Origin of the sequence: Gordonia sp. NPDC058843, from assembly GCF_042743165.1 — a bacterium.
In the GTDB taxonomy this organism is placed as follows: domain Bacteria; phylum Actinomycetota; class Actinomycetes; order Mycobacteriales; family Mycobacteriaceae; genus Gordonia.
In genome coordinates, this window is the sequence record NZ_JBHYNC010000019.1 from 19,930 (window position 1) to 36,000 (window position 16,071).

Below are 16,071 nucleotides of genomic sequence, written 5' to 3' on the forward strand. Positions count from 1 at the left end.
GAGAGCACCATGAGTCACGCCGGGGTGGTGGCGAGCCGAACACTCGCCGACGAATACTCATCCATCGTCCGAGATCTGGCCCCCTCCGAGTGGTCGGCACCGAGTCGATGCGTGGGCTGGACCGTCAAAGACCTGGTGGCCCACACTGGTTCGAACTTCGCCGCGATCGTCAATCCGACCGAACCTGATCCATCCGTCCCACCCCCGAAGACCGCCGAAGAACTGCAGAACCGTCTCGTCGACGCACGGCGGGACTGGACCCCCACCCAGGTCGCCGACGAGTTCCTGAGCACGGTGGGCCCGGCCATGGATGTGTTGACGGCGATGCAGGACCCCGCGGTCGCATCTGCTCCGATGACTCTCACGGATCTCGGAACCTATGAGACGCATCAACTCTCCGATGCGTTCGCGTTCGACATGTGGTGCCACATGTACGTGGACCTCCTCGCACCGGAGGGTCCGGTGTCCCGTCGGCTCGACGGCGGCCACGAGGCGTTGCTCGACGCGGCGATCGGTTGGATGCTCGCCGGGTTGCCGCAGATGTGCCGGCCGGTCAACGCCGCGCTGGACGGGCGCGCGATCGGGCTGCGCCTCAAGGGACCGGGCGGCGGCGAATGGTCGTTGCAGCCCGGGCCCGACCTGCTCTCGGTGAATCCGGGAATCGATCGGTCCGACACGGTGATCACCTCGTCCGCAGCGGATTTCGTGGTCTGGGGGACAACCCGGTCACCCTGGCGCGAGCACGTGACCATCGACGGAGACGACTCCCACGCCGGGCAGGTCCTCGACACCCTGGACATCGTCTGACACAGCCTCGCCGCGCACACGAAGAAGCCCGGACGCGACCGCGTCCGGGCTTCTTCTCGGTCAGTTCAGTTCGACGAGCATCTTCCCGACGTTGCCACCGTCGAGCATCGCCAGGAACGCCTCGACAGCGTTGTCGATGCCGCGGTGGATCGTGGACTCGGCCACGAGCTCACCTGCGGTCAGCCAGCCGAGCACTCGTTCCTCGAACTCCGGACGGAGATCCTCGTGATCGCGAACGATGAAACCGGTCAACGCGATCCGCTTGAGGATGGCCTGCATCAGATGATCGATCGGCGGCCGGTCGTCGCCGACGGCCGAGATCATCCCGCACAACGCGACCCGTCCGTTCATCCGCAGACTGTGCAGCGCAGCGATCAGATGGTCGCCACCGACATTGTCGAAGTAGAGGTCGATCCCGTCCGTTACCTGTCGTAATCCCTGCGCGACCGGTGCGGCTCGGTAGTCGATCGCCGCATCGAATCCCAGTCGCTCGGTCAGCAGCGCCGCCTTGGTCTGCCCGCCGGCGCTGCCGATGACCCGACTCGCGCCCAACAGTCGCGCGAATTGTCCTGCCGCGCTACCGACCGCACCCGCAGCCGCCGATACGAACACCTCATCGCCGGAGCGGAGCCCGCCCGCCCGCAACAAGCCGCAGTACGCAGTGAACCCCGGCTGTCCGAGGACGCCGAGCCAATGCTGCAGATCCACTCCGCGCGGATCGATGACGGTCGCGGCATCGGCATCGACGACGGCGAGCTCGCGCCAGCCCAGCCGGTGGCGAACGCAGGCGCCGGCGGGAATCCGGTCGTTGCCGCGGACCACCACGCCGATCGCCGAACCGTCGAGTGGTGCGTCCTCGGCAAAACTGGTGGTGTAGTGCATCTCCGAAGTGCCGAGACGCCCTCGCATCGACGGGTCGACACTCATGTAGCGGTTCTCGACGAGGATCTGATCGCCACGCATTGAACCGATGTCGGTCTCGCGGACCTCGAAGTTCTCCGGTCTGGGTACACCGTCGTCGGGACGCTTCCGCAGGAAGACCGCCCGCGTGGTGGTCACGTCGCCCGCCATCGCGGCGCCCCCGCTCACGGCGCCGTCACAGCGGTCGGCAGCTCGAGGATCGTGACCGTACCCATGGAGCCGTCGACCTCGACCAGCGTGCCGTCGGGGATTCGTCGGGTGGCAGCGGGAACGCCCGCAGCGCAGGGAATCCCGAGCTCGCGACTGACGATCATCGCGTGCGACCCCATGGCGCCGACATCGGTGATGGCAGCGGAGGACACCATGAACAGCGGCGTCCACGACGGGTCGGTCTGTGGCGCCACCAGGACCTCATCCACCTCGAAGCTGTCGAGATCGGCCATCGACGTGATGGCGCGGGTCCGGCCGCGCACGACGCCGGGGGACGCCCCGGAGCCCTGCAGGACCTCGCCCGAGACCACCTCGGCCACCTCGACCTGGTCCTTGCGTCGCAAACTCGACAGGGGCGGCAGCGGCTCACGAGTGTCGAGGAAGGTCGGCAGGTCCAGACCGAACAGGCCTTTCCACGCACGATGCCGTTCGGCGAGGGTGTCTGTCAGTGCGGCCGGGTCGCTGGCCAAGAGGTCCAGCTCACCGTCGACCGCCATGAAGACGTGGTCTGCGGAGGCCAGATGCCCCTGCTCCTGAAGCCGTCGCCCGAGCTCCGCCAGCGGCACCCGCGCCTCGTGCAACACTTTGATGCAGTTGGTCTTCGCCCGCTCGCGCCAGGCGGCGAAGCGTCGTGCCGAGGCGAGCGCCGCATCGAGCGTCGCCTGGCCCTCCGCGTCGTCGCCGACGATCTCGCGTGCCCGGTCGAGGGCCGCGTCGGTGTCGCCCCCGTGCTCGGCGAGACGTGCTGCCGGCGAGGCCGAATCGTCTTGCAACCGCAGTCGGTCGATGAGACCGAGTACGAGTTCCGGCTTGGTCTCCCATGACGTGGACCCGAGGTCCCATTCGTTCGGCCCGCGGTAGCCGAACTCGGCGATGAAGTCGGCGAAAGAGGTATCGAACTTGGGATCGATACCGCGCACCCGCGCGGCGATACCGTCGATGCCCTGGTCGAAGGCTTCGGTCAGGCGTTCGTCGGCGCGGACCATCCGCCCCAGTTCCCAGAGCGCGAAGGACGGCAGCGCCGAGTCGACGTCACCCGCCGAACCCACGAGCGTGACGATGAGGGCCTGGTTTTCGGGCCCGAGCAGCTGACCGAGGACCGACGGCCCGACCGCCGCTCCGTTGGTCGCGGCGACCTCACCGCGCCACGCGGCGCGCTCGAGAGGCATGACGGACCGTGCTCGGGCGACGAGCGCGACGGGTGTCAGGCTCGAGAGGTCCGGACGCTCGGTGCGCAGCCGATCGGCCAATTCCCGGTCCTCCTCGAGCTCCGGAAAGGTCTCGGTGGACAGGATCCAGGCGTTGCGAGCGGCCAATCGCGCACTGGCGTCGACGTTCTCGTCGTCGGGATGTCCGACGTATTCGGGGATGTCCGGGTCACCGCCGTAGAACAGCTGGTCGACGAGCTCGACCGACAGCCCGCCGCGAATACCCACGAGCCGCGACATCGACAGGTTGATGTACAGGTGTCCGTAGAAGATTCCCGACGAGGCGGCGACGTCCGGCTTCTCCACGAGCGAGTAGCTGCCGTGGAAGGCGTAGCCGGCGTTCCACCCCGGCAGGATGTTCTGAATCCACCCTAGGTCGGCACCCAGCGGCGTGATCGGATCGGACAGCACATCGCTGGCGTTGAGCCGCGTGTAGATGGGTAGACGTGCACTCGGTTCGGTGTCGACCAACCAGCGCTCTTCGGACATGTCGTTCTCGTCTCTCCTGGGACCGCTCGGATTTCGCGGCCATAGTTTCTTGACAGGCTATACACGTGAGCTGTGATGTGTGACACTCTACCTGCAAGACTGTAGGCGTTGGCAAGTAACTCGTCTCGGTCTCTCGTTCAGGAATCAAGGAGACGTTCGATGAAGTTGCAGGACAAAGTGGTTGCCGTCACCGGCGGGACGCAGGGAATCGGTCGTGGCATCGCCGAAGCGGCGCTCGCCCAGGGTGCGAAGGTGGCTCTCAACGGCCGGTCCAAGGAGAAGGGCGATAAAGCTCTGGCCGATCTCGGCGTCGGCGACCGCGCCGCGTTCTTTCCCGGCGACGTGACCGTGCAAGCCGATGTCGAGGACTTCATCGAGCAGACGGTTGCCACCTTCGGACGCATCGACGTCCTGGTGAACAACGCCGGCGGCGCGAACGATCTGCAGCCCACCGCGCAGCTGTCCGACGAGGAGTGGAGCCTCGTGATGAACTGGAACCTCAACTCGAACTTCTGGGCTACCCGGCGCGCTCTGCAGCACATGATCCCCAACTCCCACGGGCGGATCATCAACATCTCCTCGGTCGAGGGCAAGCAGGGCAAGCCGGTGTTCACCGCGTACGTCGCGGCCAAGCACGCGATCAACGGAATGACGAAATCGATTGCCCGCGAAGTGGGTACGCAGGGCATCACGGTCAACGCGATCTGTCCGGGACTCGTGATCACCGACATCATCAAGAACAACGGCCCGCAGACCGCGGCGGCGATGGGCATGAGCTTCGAGGAGATGGTCGACCTGTTCTCGCAGGAGTCGTCCATCAAGCGCCCCAACACCGTCGAGGAGGTCGCCGCCATGGCGATGCTGCTCGCCTCCGACGAAGGCGCCGGCATCACCGGTGCCATCCTCAGCGTCGACGGCGGTACCGCGTCGTACTGACCTCCTGTTCCTGAGGTGGCGAGGCGCCTCCCCCTGCGCCACCTTCTGCTCCCCAGGTCGGCGAGGCGCCTCCTTCTGCTCCCCAGGTCGGCGAGGCGCCTCCCTCTGCTCCCTGAGGTGCGAGCGAAGCGAGCCTCGAAGGGCCTCGTGAGATACCTCGCCAGACCCTTCGAGGCTCGTCGCTATCGCTCCTCACACCTCAGGGAGCAGGGGGGGGTCGCCTGCCTCCTCACACCTCAGGGAGCAGGGGGGGGGCGCCTGCCTCCTCGCACCTCAGGGAGCAGGGGGGTCGCCTGCCTCCTCGCACCTCAGGGAGCAGGGGGGCGCCTGCCTCCTCACACCTCAGAGAGCAGGGGCGTCGCTGTGGCCTACAGAAGCGCTACTTCGGCATCATCTGCGCTACTCGGAACTAGCGCAGATCGATGCAGATAGCGCGGCTGCTGTGCCGCCTCGCCGGCCGGCCCTGACCAGTGGTTCGGCGGTTCTTTCGGATCAGGAATCGGAAAGCGTTCGGAGATTGGTACTCTCGGCGACCGTCAGAACGTCCCGCGCACCGCCCACGCAACACAGCGCCCCAGGATCGTGCGGTACTCCGGCACGTCCCAGCTCCCGCGGTCGACTCGACCGAGGTCGTCGATACCCAGATCCTGGACGTCGAACCTGCCCCGGCAATGACCGAGCGTGAAGTAGCAGACGGTCCCGGGTTCATGTCTCTTCAGATAGAGCACCGGGAGCGGGCCGTCGGAGGTGGTGTGACCCTCCGCGAAACCCGTTGACTCGCCGACGAACCGCGTGTGTGCGAGTACTTCTATCGGCTCGAAGAGTTCGCTGACGTAGAGCTCGTCGACGGCCTGGAAGGCCTGGACGCCGGCCACGAGCGGATGGCCGGGGTCGGTGATCTCGACCCGGTAGGGCGCGATCGGCGGGTGCCCCAGGAACTGGCTGCCGACGAGTTGCGGCACCACGCCCATCGTGCGTGGGGTGACGTACTTGCTCGACGATCCCGGCGGCGTCGGCTCGATCGCGGAGTTGGTGGCGTGCAATGCCAGCCACCGGCCACCGCGCGCCAACAAGTCAACGAGCGCCTGCTGCGCGACCTCGTCCGGGATCCGGTTGCACGTGTAGGTGATGAGCAGATCCGCGTCGTCGATGGCGGCGGACGCACCCGCGTAGTCGTCGAAGACCCTGGTGCGGACGGTCTCGTACTCGGCCAGGAGCGTGAGGAGCTGCAGTCTGGCGTAGTCGAAGTCGTGCCACTGCCCACCGCAGATGACGACCGCGTCGAGGCGGCCGGCGGGTCCGGACATGCCCCTCCTTCAGAGTCTCAGGCGTGCGCGTGCAGGGGCTTGCCGGCGAGCGCGAGATGCGCTTCGCCCAGCGCCTCGGCCTGGGTCGGGTGTGCGTGCACCAGGTTCGCGACATCGTCGGCGGTCGCCTCCCAGTTGTAGATGAGCTGCGCTTCGCCGATCAGCTCGCCGACACGGTCACCGACGAGGTGGATGCCCACGACGGGTCCGTCTGTTCCGGCTCGAATGAGCTTCACCCCGCCCGACGTCTGCAAGATGCGACTCTTGCCATTCCCGCCCAGGTCGTAGATCGCGGTGGTGACCTCGCCGTGACGGTCGGCGGCCTCGGCCTCGGTCAGCCCGATCGACGCCACTTCGGGGTGCGAATAGGTGACACGGGGAATTCCGCTGTCGGCGACCGGTACACAGTCGAGGCCGGCCAGTTGCTCGGCGACGAAGATGCCGTTCGCGAAACCGCGATGGGCGAGCTGCGGACCCGGCACGATGTCGCCGACCGCGTAGACACCCGGCACGCTGGTCTGCAACGCGTCGTCGACGGCGACGAATCCGCGGTCGAGGCGGATACCCGCCTCCTCGAACCCGAGGCCGGTCGTCCGCGGGCCGCGCCCCACCGCCACCAGCAACACGTCGGCGTGCAACGGCTCCGATTCGTCGGCGAGATCGACGGTGACGCCATCCTCGGCGACTCGTGCCGCGGACAGCGCGGTCCCGGTCCGGATGGTGATGCCGCGCTTGCGAAAAGCCCGCGTCAGCTGCTTCGACGACCATTCGTCTTCGGTCGGGAGCAGTCGCGGCGCAGCCTCCACGACGGTGACCTCGACGCCGAGGGACGCCCACAGGCTGGCGAACTCGCAGCCGATCACACCGCCCCCCAGGACGATCGCCGATTCGGGTATCGAATCCATCTCCAGCGCGGCGTCGCTGGTCATGATCGGGCCGCCGATGTCGAGGCCCGGCAGGGTCCGCGACTGTGATCCGGTGGCGAGCACGAGGGCCTCGCCCCGGTGGTGCGACGTTCCCCCGTCTGCGAGATCGACTGCGACCATTCGTTCTCCGACCACGCGGCCATGACCCCGCACCACGCGGATCTGCCGAGAGGCGATCAACCCTTCGAGCCCCCGGTACAGGCCGTCGACGACCTTCTGCTTGTACGCGTGCACCGCGGTGATGTCGACGCCGTCGAAAGAGGCCTTGATTCCGAAATCAGCTGCGGATCGCACGGATTCGACGACCTCGGCGGCATGCAGGAGTGCCTTGGTCGGGATGCAGCCGTTGTGTAGGCAGGTACCGCCGAGCTTGCCGGACTCCACGAGGACGACCGACATGCCGAGCTGCGCGGCGCGCAGGGCACAGGAGTAACCGCCCGAACCGCCGCCCAGGACGACGACGTCGGCGGTCTCGATGGAGTCGGTGTCGACGGAGCTCGGGCTCATCTCAGAAGTCGAATCGGTTGGTGAAGCCGCCGTCGACGACCAGATTGGTTCCGGTGACGTGACCGGCGGCCGGTGATGCCAGGAAGGTCACGGCTTTGGCGACGTCCTGGGCGGCGGCCAGCTTGCCCAGCGAGGCCGACGCGAGTGCTGCGTCGTAGAGCTGCGGGCGCTGCTCTTTGATGGTGTCCCACGGGCCACCCTCGAAGTACACCGGTCCCGGTGATACCGCGTTCACCCGAATGCCTTTCGGCCCAAGAGCTCGTGCCTGCGCCGAGGAGTGTTGCAGCACTGCTGCTTTGAGTGCGCCGTAGCTGTTGGCCGTGGTGATGGGCCCGGCCTCGATAGCCGACGTCGTGCTGATCGTGACAACTGAAGCCGCCGAACTCTTCTCCAGATACGGGGTCGCCGACTCGATGAAGCCGACGAGGCTCATCAGGTCGACGTTGAAGCTGTTCTCCCAGGCCTCGCGACCCTTGCCCGACATCGCCGATGCGTTGACGATGACGATGTCGACCCCGCCGAGCGCTTCGGCCGCGTCATCGACAAAGGACGTCACCGCCGCCGAGTCGCCGACGTCGACGGACTTCCAGAACACCGTCCCGGATTCCGACAGTTCGTCGGCCACGGTCTTGAGCTGAGCTTCACCGCGGGCGCAGATGCCCACGGACGCACCCTCGGCGAGGAGGGTCTTGGCGATGGCGAGGCCGATGCCCTTGCTCGCGCCGCTGATGAGGGCGCGCTTTCCGGTGAGGTCGAGATCCATGTCGGGTCCTTCTTTTCGGGTCGTTCTGGCGGGTCGGGCTGTGATCGGGAGGGTCGGCTAGAGGTTCATCGCGCCGACGGAAGTCTGGAAGTCGAGTACATGCGTGAAGTCGTTGACCGACTGGACCGCACGCCTGGTGTCGGCGCCACGCAACACGCTCACCGAGGTGTGGTGGACGCGCACCGGCATGTCGAAACCGCTGCCGAGCGCATCGGCGAGTACGGCGTTGATGACCCCGCTGTGGCAGGTGACCACCACTCGCTCGCCGAGGTGCGCGTCGACGATCCGTCCGATCTCGCCGAGCACCCGCGCACGGAACACCACCGGGTCCTCCGCGTATGGAAACGGCTCGTAACTCCGGGTCCTGATGTGCTCTCGGAAGATCCGTGAGATCTCATCGTGTGGGAGCGTCTCGAACGGCGACGCGTCGGCCGGAAAGGCCTGCCACGGCTCGTACTCGGTCAGTGTGTCGCGGACGACCGGTTCCAGACCGTGATGCCCGGCGATGGCCCGACCGGTGTCGAGCGCCCGGCGCAGCGGCGAACTGTAGACGGCATCGATGGTGTGGGTCGAGAGCCGATCGGCCACGGCACGCACCTGTCGCAGGCCGAGGTCGGACAGCGGCGGATCGACTGTCTGCGCCGCGCTGAGTTCTTTGCTCAACGCCTGCTCGCCGTGCCGGACGAGTACCAGCTCGCACAGTCCGGCCAGCGGCGCGAACGGATTGTCGAGGTCGATCGAGCGCGCACGGGTCTGGTTGGGCACGGCTCCAGTGAACCACAAACTGACTTCGCTATAAAGATACTCCGCCGAAACCCCAGTTCAGCTCGAGCGCATGCCGGTCAATCTATAGGCAGCAAGCGTTCACATCACACGCTGGAGATGTCGGCGGCGAGCTCACGCACCTCGTCGGAGAAGCGCCGACGCCCCAGGTTGGCCAGTACGACGTCCTCGGTGAGCCACGACGACGCGGAGACCTCGAGCAGGCTGGACAGCGCCGTTGCCGCCGCTGCCTGCTTGGCCTTCGAGGTGATGCGGTTGCGCACCCGCAATTCGGCCGAGAAGATCGCGAGCATCTCCAGACGCACTTCCCGCCGAAGCGCCTCGATCGACAGGCTCCAGCCGGGCGACCGCACGAAGTAGACCAGTGATGCCGCGCGGTGGGCGTCGGTCCACTCGAGCACCGAGATGATGACGTCGCCGAGCGAGGAGTCGGGATCGGCGTCGATCTCCGCGCGAAGTTGCGTGAGCATCTGCTCGGCGAAGATGCGCAGGCCGCCGAGGAGCACCTCCTCCTTGGAGGGATAGTGGTAATACACTGCCGCCGAGGTCATTTGGGCCTCAGCGGCGATGTCGGCCACCGTGACGTCCTCGATCGACCGCATGGAGTAGAGGTGCATCGCCGCCTCGACCACGACATCACGCCGGGAGGGGCGGTGCGCGGCACGCTTGGTACCGCCGGCACCGGTCGGTGCGCTCGCCGGTGCGCGTCCGGCGCCGCGTCGGCCGGAAGCGCTTCGTCCTGAGGGATTCTTGCCCGCCATGCGATAGATCATGACAGCATCGGGAGCTGTCCCTGGCTGTGCCATCCTGTTGGCACGCCGTGGTCGGAGCCGGGAGGTGCACGACCCGACGGGTTTGCGACAGGGAATTCGGCGAGGAGGACGCATGGCGAGAGCGAAACGTGAGACGGCCCGGCCGGCCGGCCGCACGTCGGAGTCCGATGCCGACTGGCTCGGCTGGGATTCCACACCCGCCGCCGACGACGTCGCACTCGCGGGTGAACCGGACGACGTAGACGACCTCGATCACGCCGACGCGCCCGGTGGCGACACGCCCGAGAGCGACCCGGACGCCACCGAGGACGCTGCGCCGATCGCGACCGCGCCGAGCACCGGCACGACCGCGCATCGTCCGTCACGACGACATCTCATCGTCAAGGCCGCGGTCCGCGTCTTCTCGCGGAAGGGTTTCGCCGAGGCCTCCATCCAGGAGATCGCCACCGAGGCGGGGATGGTCCCGACCGCGGTCTACTACCACTTCGCCAGCAAAGAAGAACTCTTCGAGAGCGCGCTCGGTTACGCGATGGACGCGAGTTCGGCCGCGGCGCAGTCGGCTCGCCCCGATGATGTGTCCGCGAGCGCGGACTCCTTCAAGGACGTCGTCTCGGCGGTGTGGGACTGGACCGCCGAGCATCCCAATTCGGCCCGCATGCTGTTCCTGCAGATGGCCGGCGGCGCGACTCCCGGCACCCGGCTGCTCACCAAGGAGTACGAGGAACGCCATATCCGGCGCGCGTTCGACTACTTCCCGGCCGGGGAGGATCCGCCCAACCGGCGAGCGGCCACCGCGCAGCACGCGGCACGCACACTGCGGGTCCGGACGATGATCGCGATGACCATCGCCATCCAGCCCCTTCGCATCGAGGGTGGGCCGTTGTCGGACATCCCCGTCCCCAACCTCCGCACCGCCACGACCGACGTCTGCACGAAGATGATCGAAGGACGCTGAGCCGAATCCGCCGCCGCTCGAGTAACTTGAGTTCAGAAACAGTTACTTCGATGCAGGTTGGACTCGAACATGCGCATCCTCGCGATCACCGGCGGCCACTCCTTCGATCGGGCAGCTTTCGCCGATCTCCTCGACGCGCTCCCCGGTGAGGTGACGTGGCGCGAGCATCCCGACGCCGACATCGGTCCGGGGGATCTGGCCGACCACGACGTGTCCCTGCATTACGACATGCCCGGTACCCTGCCCGAGCCGTATGCGCCGTCCGACTCGTTCCGGGAAGGCCTGCGCACCGCCCGCGAGACCGGGCACGGTTACGTCGTGCTGCATCATGCGATCGCGAGCTGGGCGAACTGGGACGAATGGGCCGAGTTCGTCGGCGGTCGCTACCTCTACTGGCCCGGAACCGTACGTGGGACGCTCCGCCCCGACTCCGGCTATCGCCATGCGGTCGAGCAACGGATCACGGTCGAGGACAGCGCGCACCCGGTGACGGCCGGGCTGCCTGCGTATCTCGATCTCGTCGACGAGACCTACCTGTGCGAGGTCTTCGAGGATTCGGTGACCCCGCTCCTGCGTACGGACGCACAGATGACCGACGACGTGCACTTCTCCACAGCACTGGCCATGTCCGGTCGGCGGGACGAACGCGCTGGTTGGCAGCATGCCGAGGGGTCGTCGCTGGTCGGCTGGTATCGCACCAACGGCACGTCGCGGCTGGTCTACCTGCAACCCGGTGACACCGCCGCGACCCTCTCCCATCCGGCCTACCGGTCCCTGATCGCCAACTCCCTCACGTGGGCAGCCCGCCGATCCTGACCCTTTTTTGACATCGAATACAGTTCGATGTGTTGCCGCTCACTCCCGGTGCTACAGTTAGTGCATACGTTGCCAAGTAAGAGGCGCCAGCCCACCGAGGAGAACCCGATGCGTCAGATCCAGCATCCGATGAGTCGAGCCATCTACGAATTCGACGAGGACTTCAACGTGCTCGTCACCACCAAGGACGGCAAGACCGGAACCTTCGACCCCGAAGGCCGGTATCTACACGGCGAAGTGAAATCCGTCGATCCGGAAATGGCGCGCTGGGTCGGTCTCGGACCGCGCGAGCCGGTGCCCATCACCCAGAACCGTCGCTTCATGGGCGCCGCGAAGCTCCTGGAGAAGATGCAGGCGGACCGACTCGCCGAGGAAGCCCGTAGCAACCGCCTGGCCGAAGGAGGCAAATTGTGACCGAGATCGACACGCGCACAACCGGATCGTCGACATCCGACGACGAGCATGCCGACTATGTCGCCAGCTACCAACGGCTGCTCGACACCGATACCCACCCGGTCCCGCAGGTATTGCGCGAGGAGACCCACGACAACTTCGAAGATCAGAATTTCGTCCCGGTCTCGCGCTACATCAGCCGCAAATATCACGAGCTCGAACGAGATCGTATGTGGTACAAGGTCTGGCAGATGGCGTGCCGCGAAGAGGAGATCCCCGAGCCCGGCGACACGCACGTCTATGAGATCTGCGAGAAGTCGATCCTCGTCGTGCGCGGCAAGGACATGTCGATCCGCGCCTTCTACAACTCCTGCCTCCACCGTGGCCGGACCCTCCGCGAGGAGAGCGGCCCCGCGGGGCAGGACCTGCGCTGCCCGTTCCACGGCTTCTGCTGGAACCTCGACGGATCGCTGAAGTCCATGACGTGCGAATGGGATTTCCCCCACGTCGACAAGGACGCGATGAACCTCCCGCAGGTCAAGGTCGACACCTGGGGCGGCTTCGTCTTCATCAACATGGACCCGGCCTCGGAGTCACTCGCCAGCTTCCTCGGCGACCTGGGCAAGCATTTCGAGGCCTGGCCGCTCGAGGACCGCTACATCCAGGCGCACGTCGCGAAGGTCATCGACGCGAACTGGAAGATCGCCCAGGAGGCGTTCTCGGAGGCGTTTCACGTCATCACCACCCACCCGCAACGCGTTGTGGGAACCGGGGATTCGAACAGTCAGTACGACTCCTGGGGCAACTTCAACCGTGGGATCACCGCGAACGGCGTGCCCAGCCCGCACATCAAGTTCACCCCGAGCGAGCAGGAGATGTTCGACTCGATGGTGGATGCGCGCATCGACGAGGATCCGATGGTCACCCTGCCCGACGGTGTCACCGCGCGCGAGATGTCCGGTCTGCTGGCTCGCGAGGGCCTCCGCGAGGTCATCGGTGATGTCAAGGCGGACAACATGTCCGACGCCGAGTCACTCGACAGCATCTACTACACGGTGTTCCCCAACTTCCACCCGTGGGGCGCCTACCAGCGCATCGTCTACCGGTTCCGGCCGAACGGCGACGACCACAACACCTCCATCATGGACGTCTACCTGCTCGCGCCGTTCACCGGGCCGCGCCCGCCGGCGGCGAAGGTGGAGTGGCTGACGCCCGAACAGACCTGGATCGACGCCACCGTCCTCGGCAGCTCGGCCCGCGTGTTCGATCAAGATGCGTACAACATGCCGAAGGTGCACCGCGGCCTCAAGACCACCACCCAGAAGTACCTGCCGATGGCGGCGTATCAAGAGCTCAAGATCCGGCACATGCACCACCTGCTCGCGAAGTGGGTGGGCGAGGACGTCGACTGACCCCCTCATCGGCGCGAACTCGCTTCGGCGCTGCGACTTCGAAGGAAGCCGCAGCGCCGAATTCGTTCCTCAACCGTCGACTGTGCATCTCAGCTGGTTGACTGTGCACCTCCCGCTGGTTGAGCTTGTCGAAACCACTCCTGCGGCACAATGAACACCGTGTTGATGTTGACGCTGGTGATCCTCGTCGGGGCCTCGGCTGCCGGGTGCGCGATGACGGCGGCCTTCGTCTATCTACGGCCCGGTGACGACCATGTGCGTGCCGAACGGCTTGCGCGGCGCTGGCTGGTCGCGACCGCGGTCCTCGGTGTCACGGCGCTCTGCCTACGATTCGGGTGGCTGCTGCTGAGCTGAGTCGGGGATGTTCACCGAGTCGTGTGGCCCGTCCCCTGTCTCGGCCGGAACGTCTCGGTGGGTAACCCGGCGACGTCGCAGCGGGCGATGTGGATGAGACCGTCCGCAGGTCGCGCCGCCGGCCCGAGACCGTACGCCGCAGTGGTGACGACGATGTGCCCGGGGACGAACGCGATGCTCGTCGGCTGCGCCGCGGGCAGTTCGTACCGGCCGGCCAACCGGCCCGATCGATCGTAACGGTGTATCGCCGATGTACCCCAGATCGCCGACCAGACATAACCTTCCGTGTCGACGGCCATCCCGTCCGGTGAGCCGTCGACGCGCGCGAACACCTCACGATCGACCACGTTGCCACCCGGATCGAGCCGGCACCGGTAGATCGTGCCGGCGACGCTGTCCGCGATGAACATCTCGAGGCCATCGGCACTGAACACCGGGCCGTTCGGGACCGTCAGGTCGTCGAGCACCTCGGTGACGGCGAAGTCGGTGTCGAGGCGGTACAGCGAGCCGTCCGACCCGGAGGTGTCGTAGGCCATCGAGGTGAACCAGAACCTACCTGCCGGGTCGGACCGGGCATCGTTGACACGCATCGGGGTCGGCGCGTCGTCCGCCGGTCGGGCGATCCAGGTCAGGGCGTCGCCGGTGAGCAGTGCGACCCCGGTTCCCACTGCTGCGATCCACTCCGACGGTCGACCCTCGATCGGGGCCACCGCGCCGAGCGGTAGACCGACGGAGGCGAGTGTGTCCACGGTGTCCCCCACGCGGTAGAGGACACCGTCGAGCAGGTCGACGACGACGCAGGTGTCGCCGACCGCGCGGGCCCCTTCCCCCAGGGTCATCGGTGCGTGCTCGAAGCTGCGCCAAGGGCCGAGCGTCGCCGTACTCACCTCATCACCGATCCGCCCGCGGAGCCGATCAGGTCCAGCTCTGCCCGAGTCGGGAGTCCCTCCCAGTCTCCGACCGAGGAGACCGCGAAGGCCCCGACCTTGTGCGCGCGGCGCAGACGTTCGTCCAGCGCGGCGCCATCGAGCAAGGCCGACAGGTAGCCGGCAACGAACCCGTCGCCGGCACCGATCGGGTCGACCTCCTCGACGCGCAGTGCGGGCTGCTCCGCGCGTTCCGAACCGGTGACGACGAAGGCGGATTCGGCGCCGTTCTTGACGACGACCTCACGAACGCCGGCGACGATCAGTTCGGCGGCCACCGACTCCGCATCCTGTGTGCCAGCGGCCTCGGCACCGGAACCGGAACCGAACAGTGCCAGTTCATCCGGGGACGCGATGACGACGTCCGCGCCTCGGACGAACGGCTCCAGGACGGCGCGAGCCCGCTCCTTCGACCAGAGCCGGGCACGATAGTTGATGTCGAAGCTGATCCAGGCCCCCCGACGGCGCGCCTGCGCGAAGGCCTCCTGCACGGCAGCGCCGGCGCTCTCGCTGAGGGCCGGGGTCACTCCCGAGACGTGGACACCCGCTACCCCGTCGTCGAGGTCGATGTCCGCCGGCGAGAGTGCGGAACCGGCCGATCCGGTCCGCGCGTAGGCCACACGCGAGACGGCGGGCAAACGCCGATCGAACAAGATCATTCCGGTTCCGGCCGAATCCCGCTGTGCTCCTGACACATCGACGCCCTCGGCGCGCAGCGCCTTCAGCACCACGTCCCCCGGGGCATCGGAACCCACCCGCCCGATCCAGGAAACGGGGTGTCCCAGCCTCGACAATCCGATGGCGACATTCGACTCGGCGCCGGCGATGCTCGTCGTGAGCGTGGCGTTGAGTGCCAGCTGTCCCGCGGAACGCAGGGCGAGCATCGTCTCACCGATCACTGCCACGCGCGCCGGACTCACCGCGAGGCCTCCGCGGCCGCGACGAACGCACGAGCGCGATCACGCAGAAGCGTCAGATCCCCGCCGTTCGGTGCGTCCCCGCACAAGGGCGAACCGATGCCCAGGCCGATGGCGCCGTGGGCGAAATACCGGGGGACGTCCTCGAGCCCGACGCCTCCGACCGGCAAAAGATCGATCCCCGGGAACGGTTGGCGCAGGTCGGCGATGTAGCGATGCGGGAAAGCGTTGGCCGGAAAGACTTTCACCGCCGCAGCACCCAGTTGCGCCGCGGCGTGGACCTCGGTGGGGGTCAGTGCGCCCGGGATGACCGGCAATCCCAGTTCCACGGCCTCGTCGACGCCTTCGGAGAGGGCGGGGGTCAGGATGAAGCCGGCGCCGGCGTCGGCGGCCCGACGCACGGACTCCCGCGACAACGCCGTCCCCGCGCCGAGAAGACAGGTTGAATCGGTGGCCCGGGCGATCTCCTCGATGACCGCAAAGGCATCGACGGTGGTCAGGCTGACCTCGATGATCCGGATGCCCTCGTCGAACAGGGTCAGGGCGGTACGGACCGAGGCCCCGGGATCGGTGCCGCGCACGATGCCCAGCAATCGATGGGCGGCCAACTGGCTGCGAAGTGTCTCGGTCGACGGAGTGGGGTTCATGATTCCTCGTGTTCGGTTCGA

Annotated in this window: 17 protein-coding genes; 7 read left to right on the plus strand and 10 right to left on the minus strand. The window is 67.0% G+C overall.

Annotated features, from left to right (window positions below):
• Window positions 1–9: 9 nt before the first annotated feature.
• Window positions 10–807: a maleylpyruvate isomerase family mycothiol-dependent enzyme gene (locus tag ACFW3F_RS14255; protein WP_388058369.1), complete on the plus strand. Its 798-nt coding sequence runs from the start codon at window positions 10–12 to the stop codon at window positions 805–807.
• Between the two features lie 60 nt (window positions 808–867).
• On the opposite strand, the gene ACFW3F_RS14260 is transcribed toward ACFW3F_RS14255, so the two are convergent.
• Entirely contained in the window at window positions 868–1,866 is a 999-nt protein-coding gene (locus ACFW3F_RS14260; RefSeq protein ID WP_388058371.1) for a zinc-binding dehydrogenase, read from the minus strand.
• A gap of 26 nt (window positions 1,867–1,892) precedes the next feature.
• Window positions 1,893–3,635: a PEP-utilizing enzyme gene (locus ACFW3F_RS14265; RefSeq protein WP_388058373.1), complete on the minus strand. Its 1,743-nt coding sequence runs from the start codon at window positions 3,633–3,635 to the stop codon at window positions 1,893–1,895.
• 159 nt (window positions 3,636–3,794) lie between these two features.
• Between ACFW3F_RS14265 and ACFW3F_RS14270 the strand changes: the two genes are divergently transcribed.
• On the plus strand, window positions 3,795–4,571 hold the full coding sequence (locus ACFW3F_RS14270; protein WP_388058375.1) for an SDR family NAD(P)-dependent oxidoreductase: 777 nt from the start codon (window positions 3,795–3,797) through the stop codon (window positions 4,569–4,571).
• 536 nt (window positions 4,572–5,107) lie between these two features.
• On the opposite strand, the gene ACFW3F_RS14275 is transcribed toward ACFW3F_RS14270, so the two are convergent.
• The 5 genes from ACFW3F_RS14275 to ACFW3F_RS14295 form a co-directional block, all read right to left on the minus strand.
• The gene (locus ACFW3F_RS14275) at window positions 5,108–5,878 is read right to left on the minus strand and encodes a ThuA domain-containing protein (RefSeq protein ID WP_388058377.1); all 771 of its coding nucleotides are present in this window, start codon (window positions 5,876–5,878) and stop codon (window positions 5,108–5,110) included.
• A gap of 17 nt (window positions 5,879–5,895) precedes the next feature.
• The gene (lpdA, locus tag ACFW3F_RS14280; protein ID WP_388058379.1) at window positions 5,896–7,311 is read right to left on the minus strand and encodes a dihydrolipoyl dehydrogenase; all 1,416 of its coding nucleotides are present in this window, start codon (window positions 7,309–7,311) and stop codon (window positions 5,896–5,898) included.
• Window position 7,312: 1 nt separating this feature from the next.
• The gene (locus ACFW3F_RS14285) at window positions 7,313–8,074 is read right to left on the minus strand and encodes an SDR family NAD(P)-dependent oxidoreductase (protein ID WP_388058381.1); all 762 of its coding nucleotides are present in this window, start codon (window positions 8,072–8,074) and stop codon (window positions 7,313–7,315) included.
• 57 nt (window positions 8,075–8,131) lie between these two features.
• Window positions 8,132–8,839 carry a histidine phosphatase family protein gene (locus ACFW3F_RS14290; protein ID WP_388058383.1) on the minus strand — a complete coding sequence of 236 codons (708 nt, stop codon included), beginning with the start codon at window positions 8,837–8,839 and terminating at the stop codon, window positions 8,132–8,134.
• Between the two features lie 104 nt (window positions 8,840–8,943).
• A complete protein-coding gene (locus ACFW3F_RS14295) occupies window positions 8,944–9,630 on the minus strand; it encodes a TetR/AcrR family transcriptional regulator (RefSeq protein ID WP_388058385.1) in 687 nt (228 codons plus the stop codon).
• 112 nt (window positions 9,631–9,742) lie between these two features.
• Here ACFW3F_RS14295 and ACFW3F_RS14300 point away from each other — a divergent pair, with 112 nt between their 5' ends.
• From ACFW3F_RS14300 to ACFW3F_RS14320, 5 genes are all read left to right on the plus strand, one after another.
• Window positions 9,743–10,585 carry a TetR/AcrR family transcriptional regulator gene (locus ACFW3F_RS14300; RefSeq protein WP_388058386.1) on the plus strand — a complete coding sequence of 281 codons (843 nt, stop codon included), beginning with the start codon at window positions 9,743–9,745 and terminating at the stop codon, window positions 10,583–10,585.
• A gap of 69 nt (window positions 10,586–10,654) precedes the next feature.
• A complete protein-coding gene (locus ACFW3F_RS14305) occupies window positions 10,655–11,401 on the plus strand; it encodes a ThuA domain-containing protein (RefSeq protein ID WP_388058388.1) in 747 nt (248 codons plus the stop codon).
• A 108-nt stretch (window positions 11,402–11,509) separates the two neighbouring features.
• The gene (locus ACFW3F_RS14310) at window positions 11,510–11,815 is read left to right on the plus strand and encodes a hypothetical protein (RefSeq protein WP_086536058.1); all 306 of its coding nucleotides are present in this window, start codon (window positions 11,510–11,512) and stop codon (window positions 11,813–11,815) included.
• Entirely contained in the window at window positions 11,812–13,206 is a 1,395-nt protein-coding gene (locus ACFW3F_RS14315) for an SRPBCC family protein (protein ID WP_388058390.1), read from the plus strand. Before ACFW3F_RS14310 ends, ACFW3F_RS14315 begins: the two co-directional genes overlap by 4 nt.
• Before the next feature lie 150 nt (window positions 13,207–13,356).
• Entirely contained in the window at window positions 13,357–13,560 is a 204-nt protein-coding gene (locus ACFW3F_RS14320; RefSeq protein ID WP_388058392.1) for a hypothetical protein, read from the plus strand.
• An 11-nt stretch (window positions 13,561–13,571) separates the two neighbouring features.
• On the opposite strand, the gene ACFW3F_RS14325 is transcribed toward ACFW3F_RS14320, so the two are convergent.
• The 3 genes from ACFW3F_RS14325 to ACFW3F_RS14335 are packed head-to-tail and all read right to left on the minus strand — an operon-like array spanning window position 13,572 to window position 16,050.
• Window positions 13,572–14,447: an SMP-30/gluconolactonase/LRE family protein gene (locus tag ACFW3F_RS14325; protein ID WP_388058394.1), complete on the minus strand. Its 876-nt coding sequence runs from the start codon at window positions 14,445–14,447 to the stop codon at window positions 13,572–13,574.
• Window positions 14,444–15,406, minus strand: a complete 963-nt coding sequence (locus tag ACFW3F_RS14330) for a sugar kinase (protein ID WP_388058396.1) — start codon at window positions 15,404–15,406, stop codon at window positions 14,444–14,446. Before ACFW3F_RS14330 ends, ACFW3F_RS14325 begins: the two co-directional genes overlap by 4 nt.
• Window positions 15,403–16,050 (minus strand): bifunctional 4-hydroxy-2-oxoglutarate aldolase/2-dehydro-3-deoxy-phosphogluconate aldolase, encoded by a 648-nt coding sequence (locus ACFW3F_RS14335; RefSeq protein WP_388058398.1) that lies wholly within the window; start codon window positions 16,048–16,050, stop codon window positions 15,403–15,405. Before ACFW3F_RS14335 ends, ACFW3F_RS14330 begins: the two co-directional genes overlap by 4 nt.
• Window positions 16,051–16,071: the final 21 nt, after the last annotated feature.

Bases quoted from the DNA above. Each gene is read 5' to 3' on its own strand.
- ACFW3F_RS14255 (WP_388058369.1), top strand. From the start codon at position 10: ATGAGTCACGCCGGGGTGGTGGCGAGCCGAACACTCGCCGACGAATAC.
- ACFW3F_RS14265 (WP_388058373.1), bottom strand. From the start codon at position 3,635: ATGTCCGAAGAGCGCTGGTTGGTCGACACCGAACCGAGTGCACGTCTA.
- ACFW3F_RS14270 (WP_388058375.1), top strand. From the start codon at position 3,795: ATGAAGTTGCAGGACAAAGTGGTTGCCGTCACCGGCGGGACGCAGGGA.
- ACFW3F_RS14275 (WP_388058377.1), bottom strand. From the start codon at position 5,878: ATGTCCGGACCCGCCGGCCGCCTCGACGCGGTCGTCATCTGCGGTGGG.
- lpdA (WP_388058379.1), bottom strand. From the start codon at position 7,311: ATGAGCCCGAGCTCCGTCGACACCGACTCCATCGAGACCGCCGACGTC.
- ACFW3F_RS14285 (WP_388058381.1), bottom strand. From the start codon at position 8,074: ATGGATCTCGACCTCACCGGAAAGCGCGCCCTCATCAGCGGCGCGAGC.
- ACFW3F_RS14295 (WP_388058385.1), bottom strand. From the start codon at position 9,630: ATGATCTATCGCATGGCGGGCAAGAATCCCTCAGGACGAAGCGCTTCC.
- ACFW3F_RS14300 (WP_388058386.1), top strand. From the start codon at position 9,743: ATGGCGAGAGCGAAACGTGAGACGGCCCGGCCGGCCGGCCGCACGTCG.
- ACFW3F_RS14305 (WP_388058388.1), top strand. From the start codon at position 10,655: ATGCGCATCCTCGCGATCACCGGCGGCCACTCCTTCGATCGGGCAGCT.
- ACFW3F_RS14310 (WP_086536058.1), top strand. From the start codon at position 11,510: ATGCGTCAGATCCAGCATCCGATGAGTCGAGCCATCTACGAATTCGAC.
- ACFW3F_RS14320 (WP_388058392.1), top strand. From the start codon at position 13,357: ATGAACACCGTGTTGATGTTGACGCTGGTGATCCTCGTCGGGGCCTCG.
- ACFW3F_RS14335 (WP_388058398.1), bottom strand. From the start codon at position 16,050: ATGAACCCCACTCCGTCGACCGAGACACTTCGCAGCCAGTTGGCCGCC.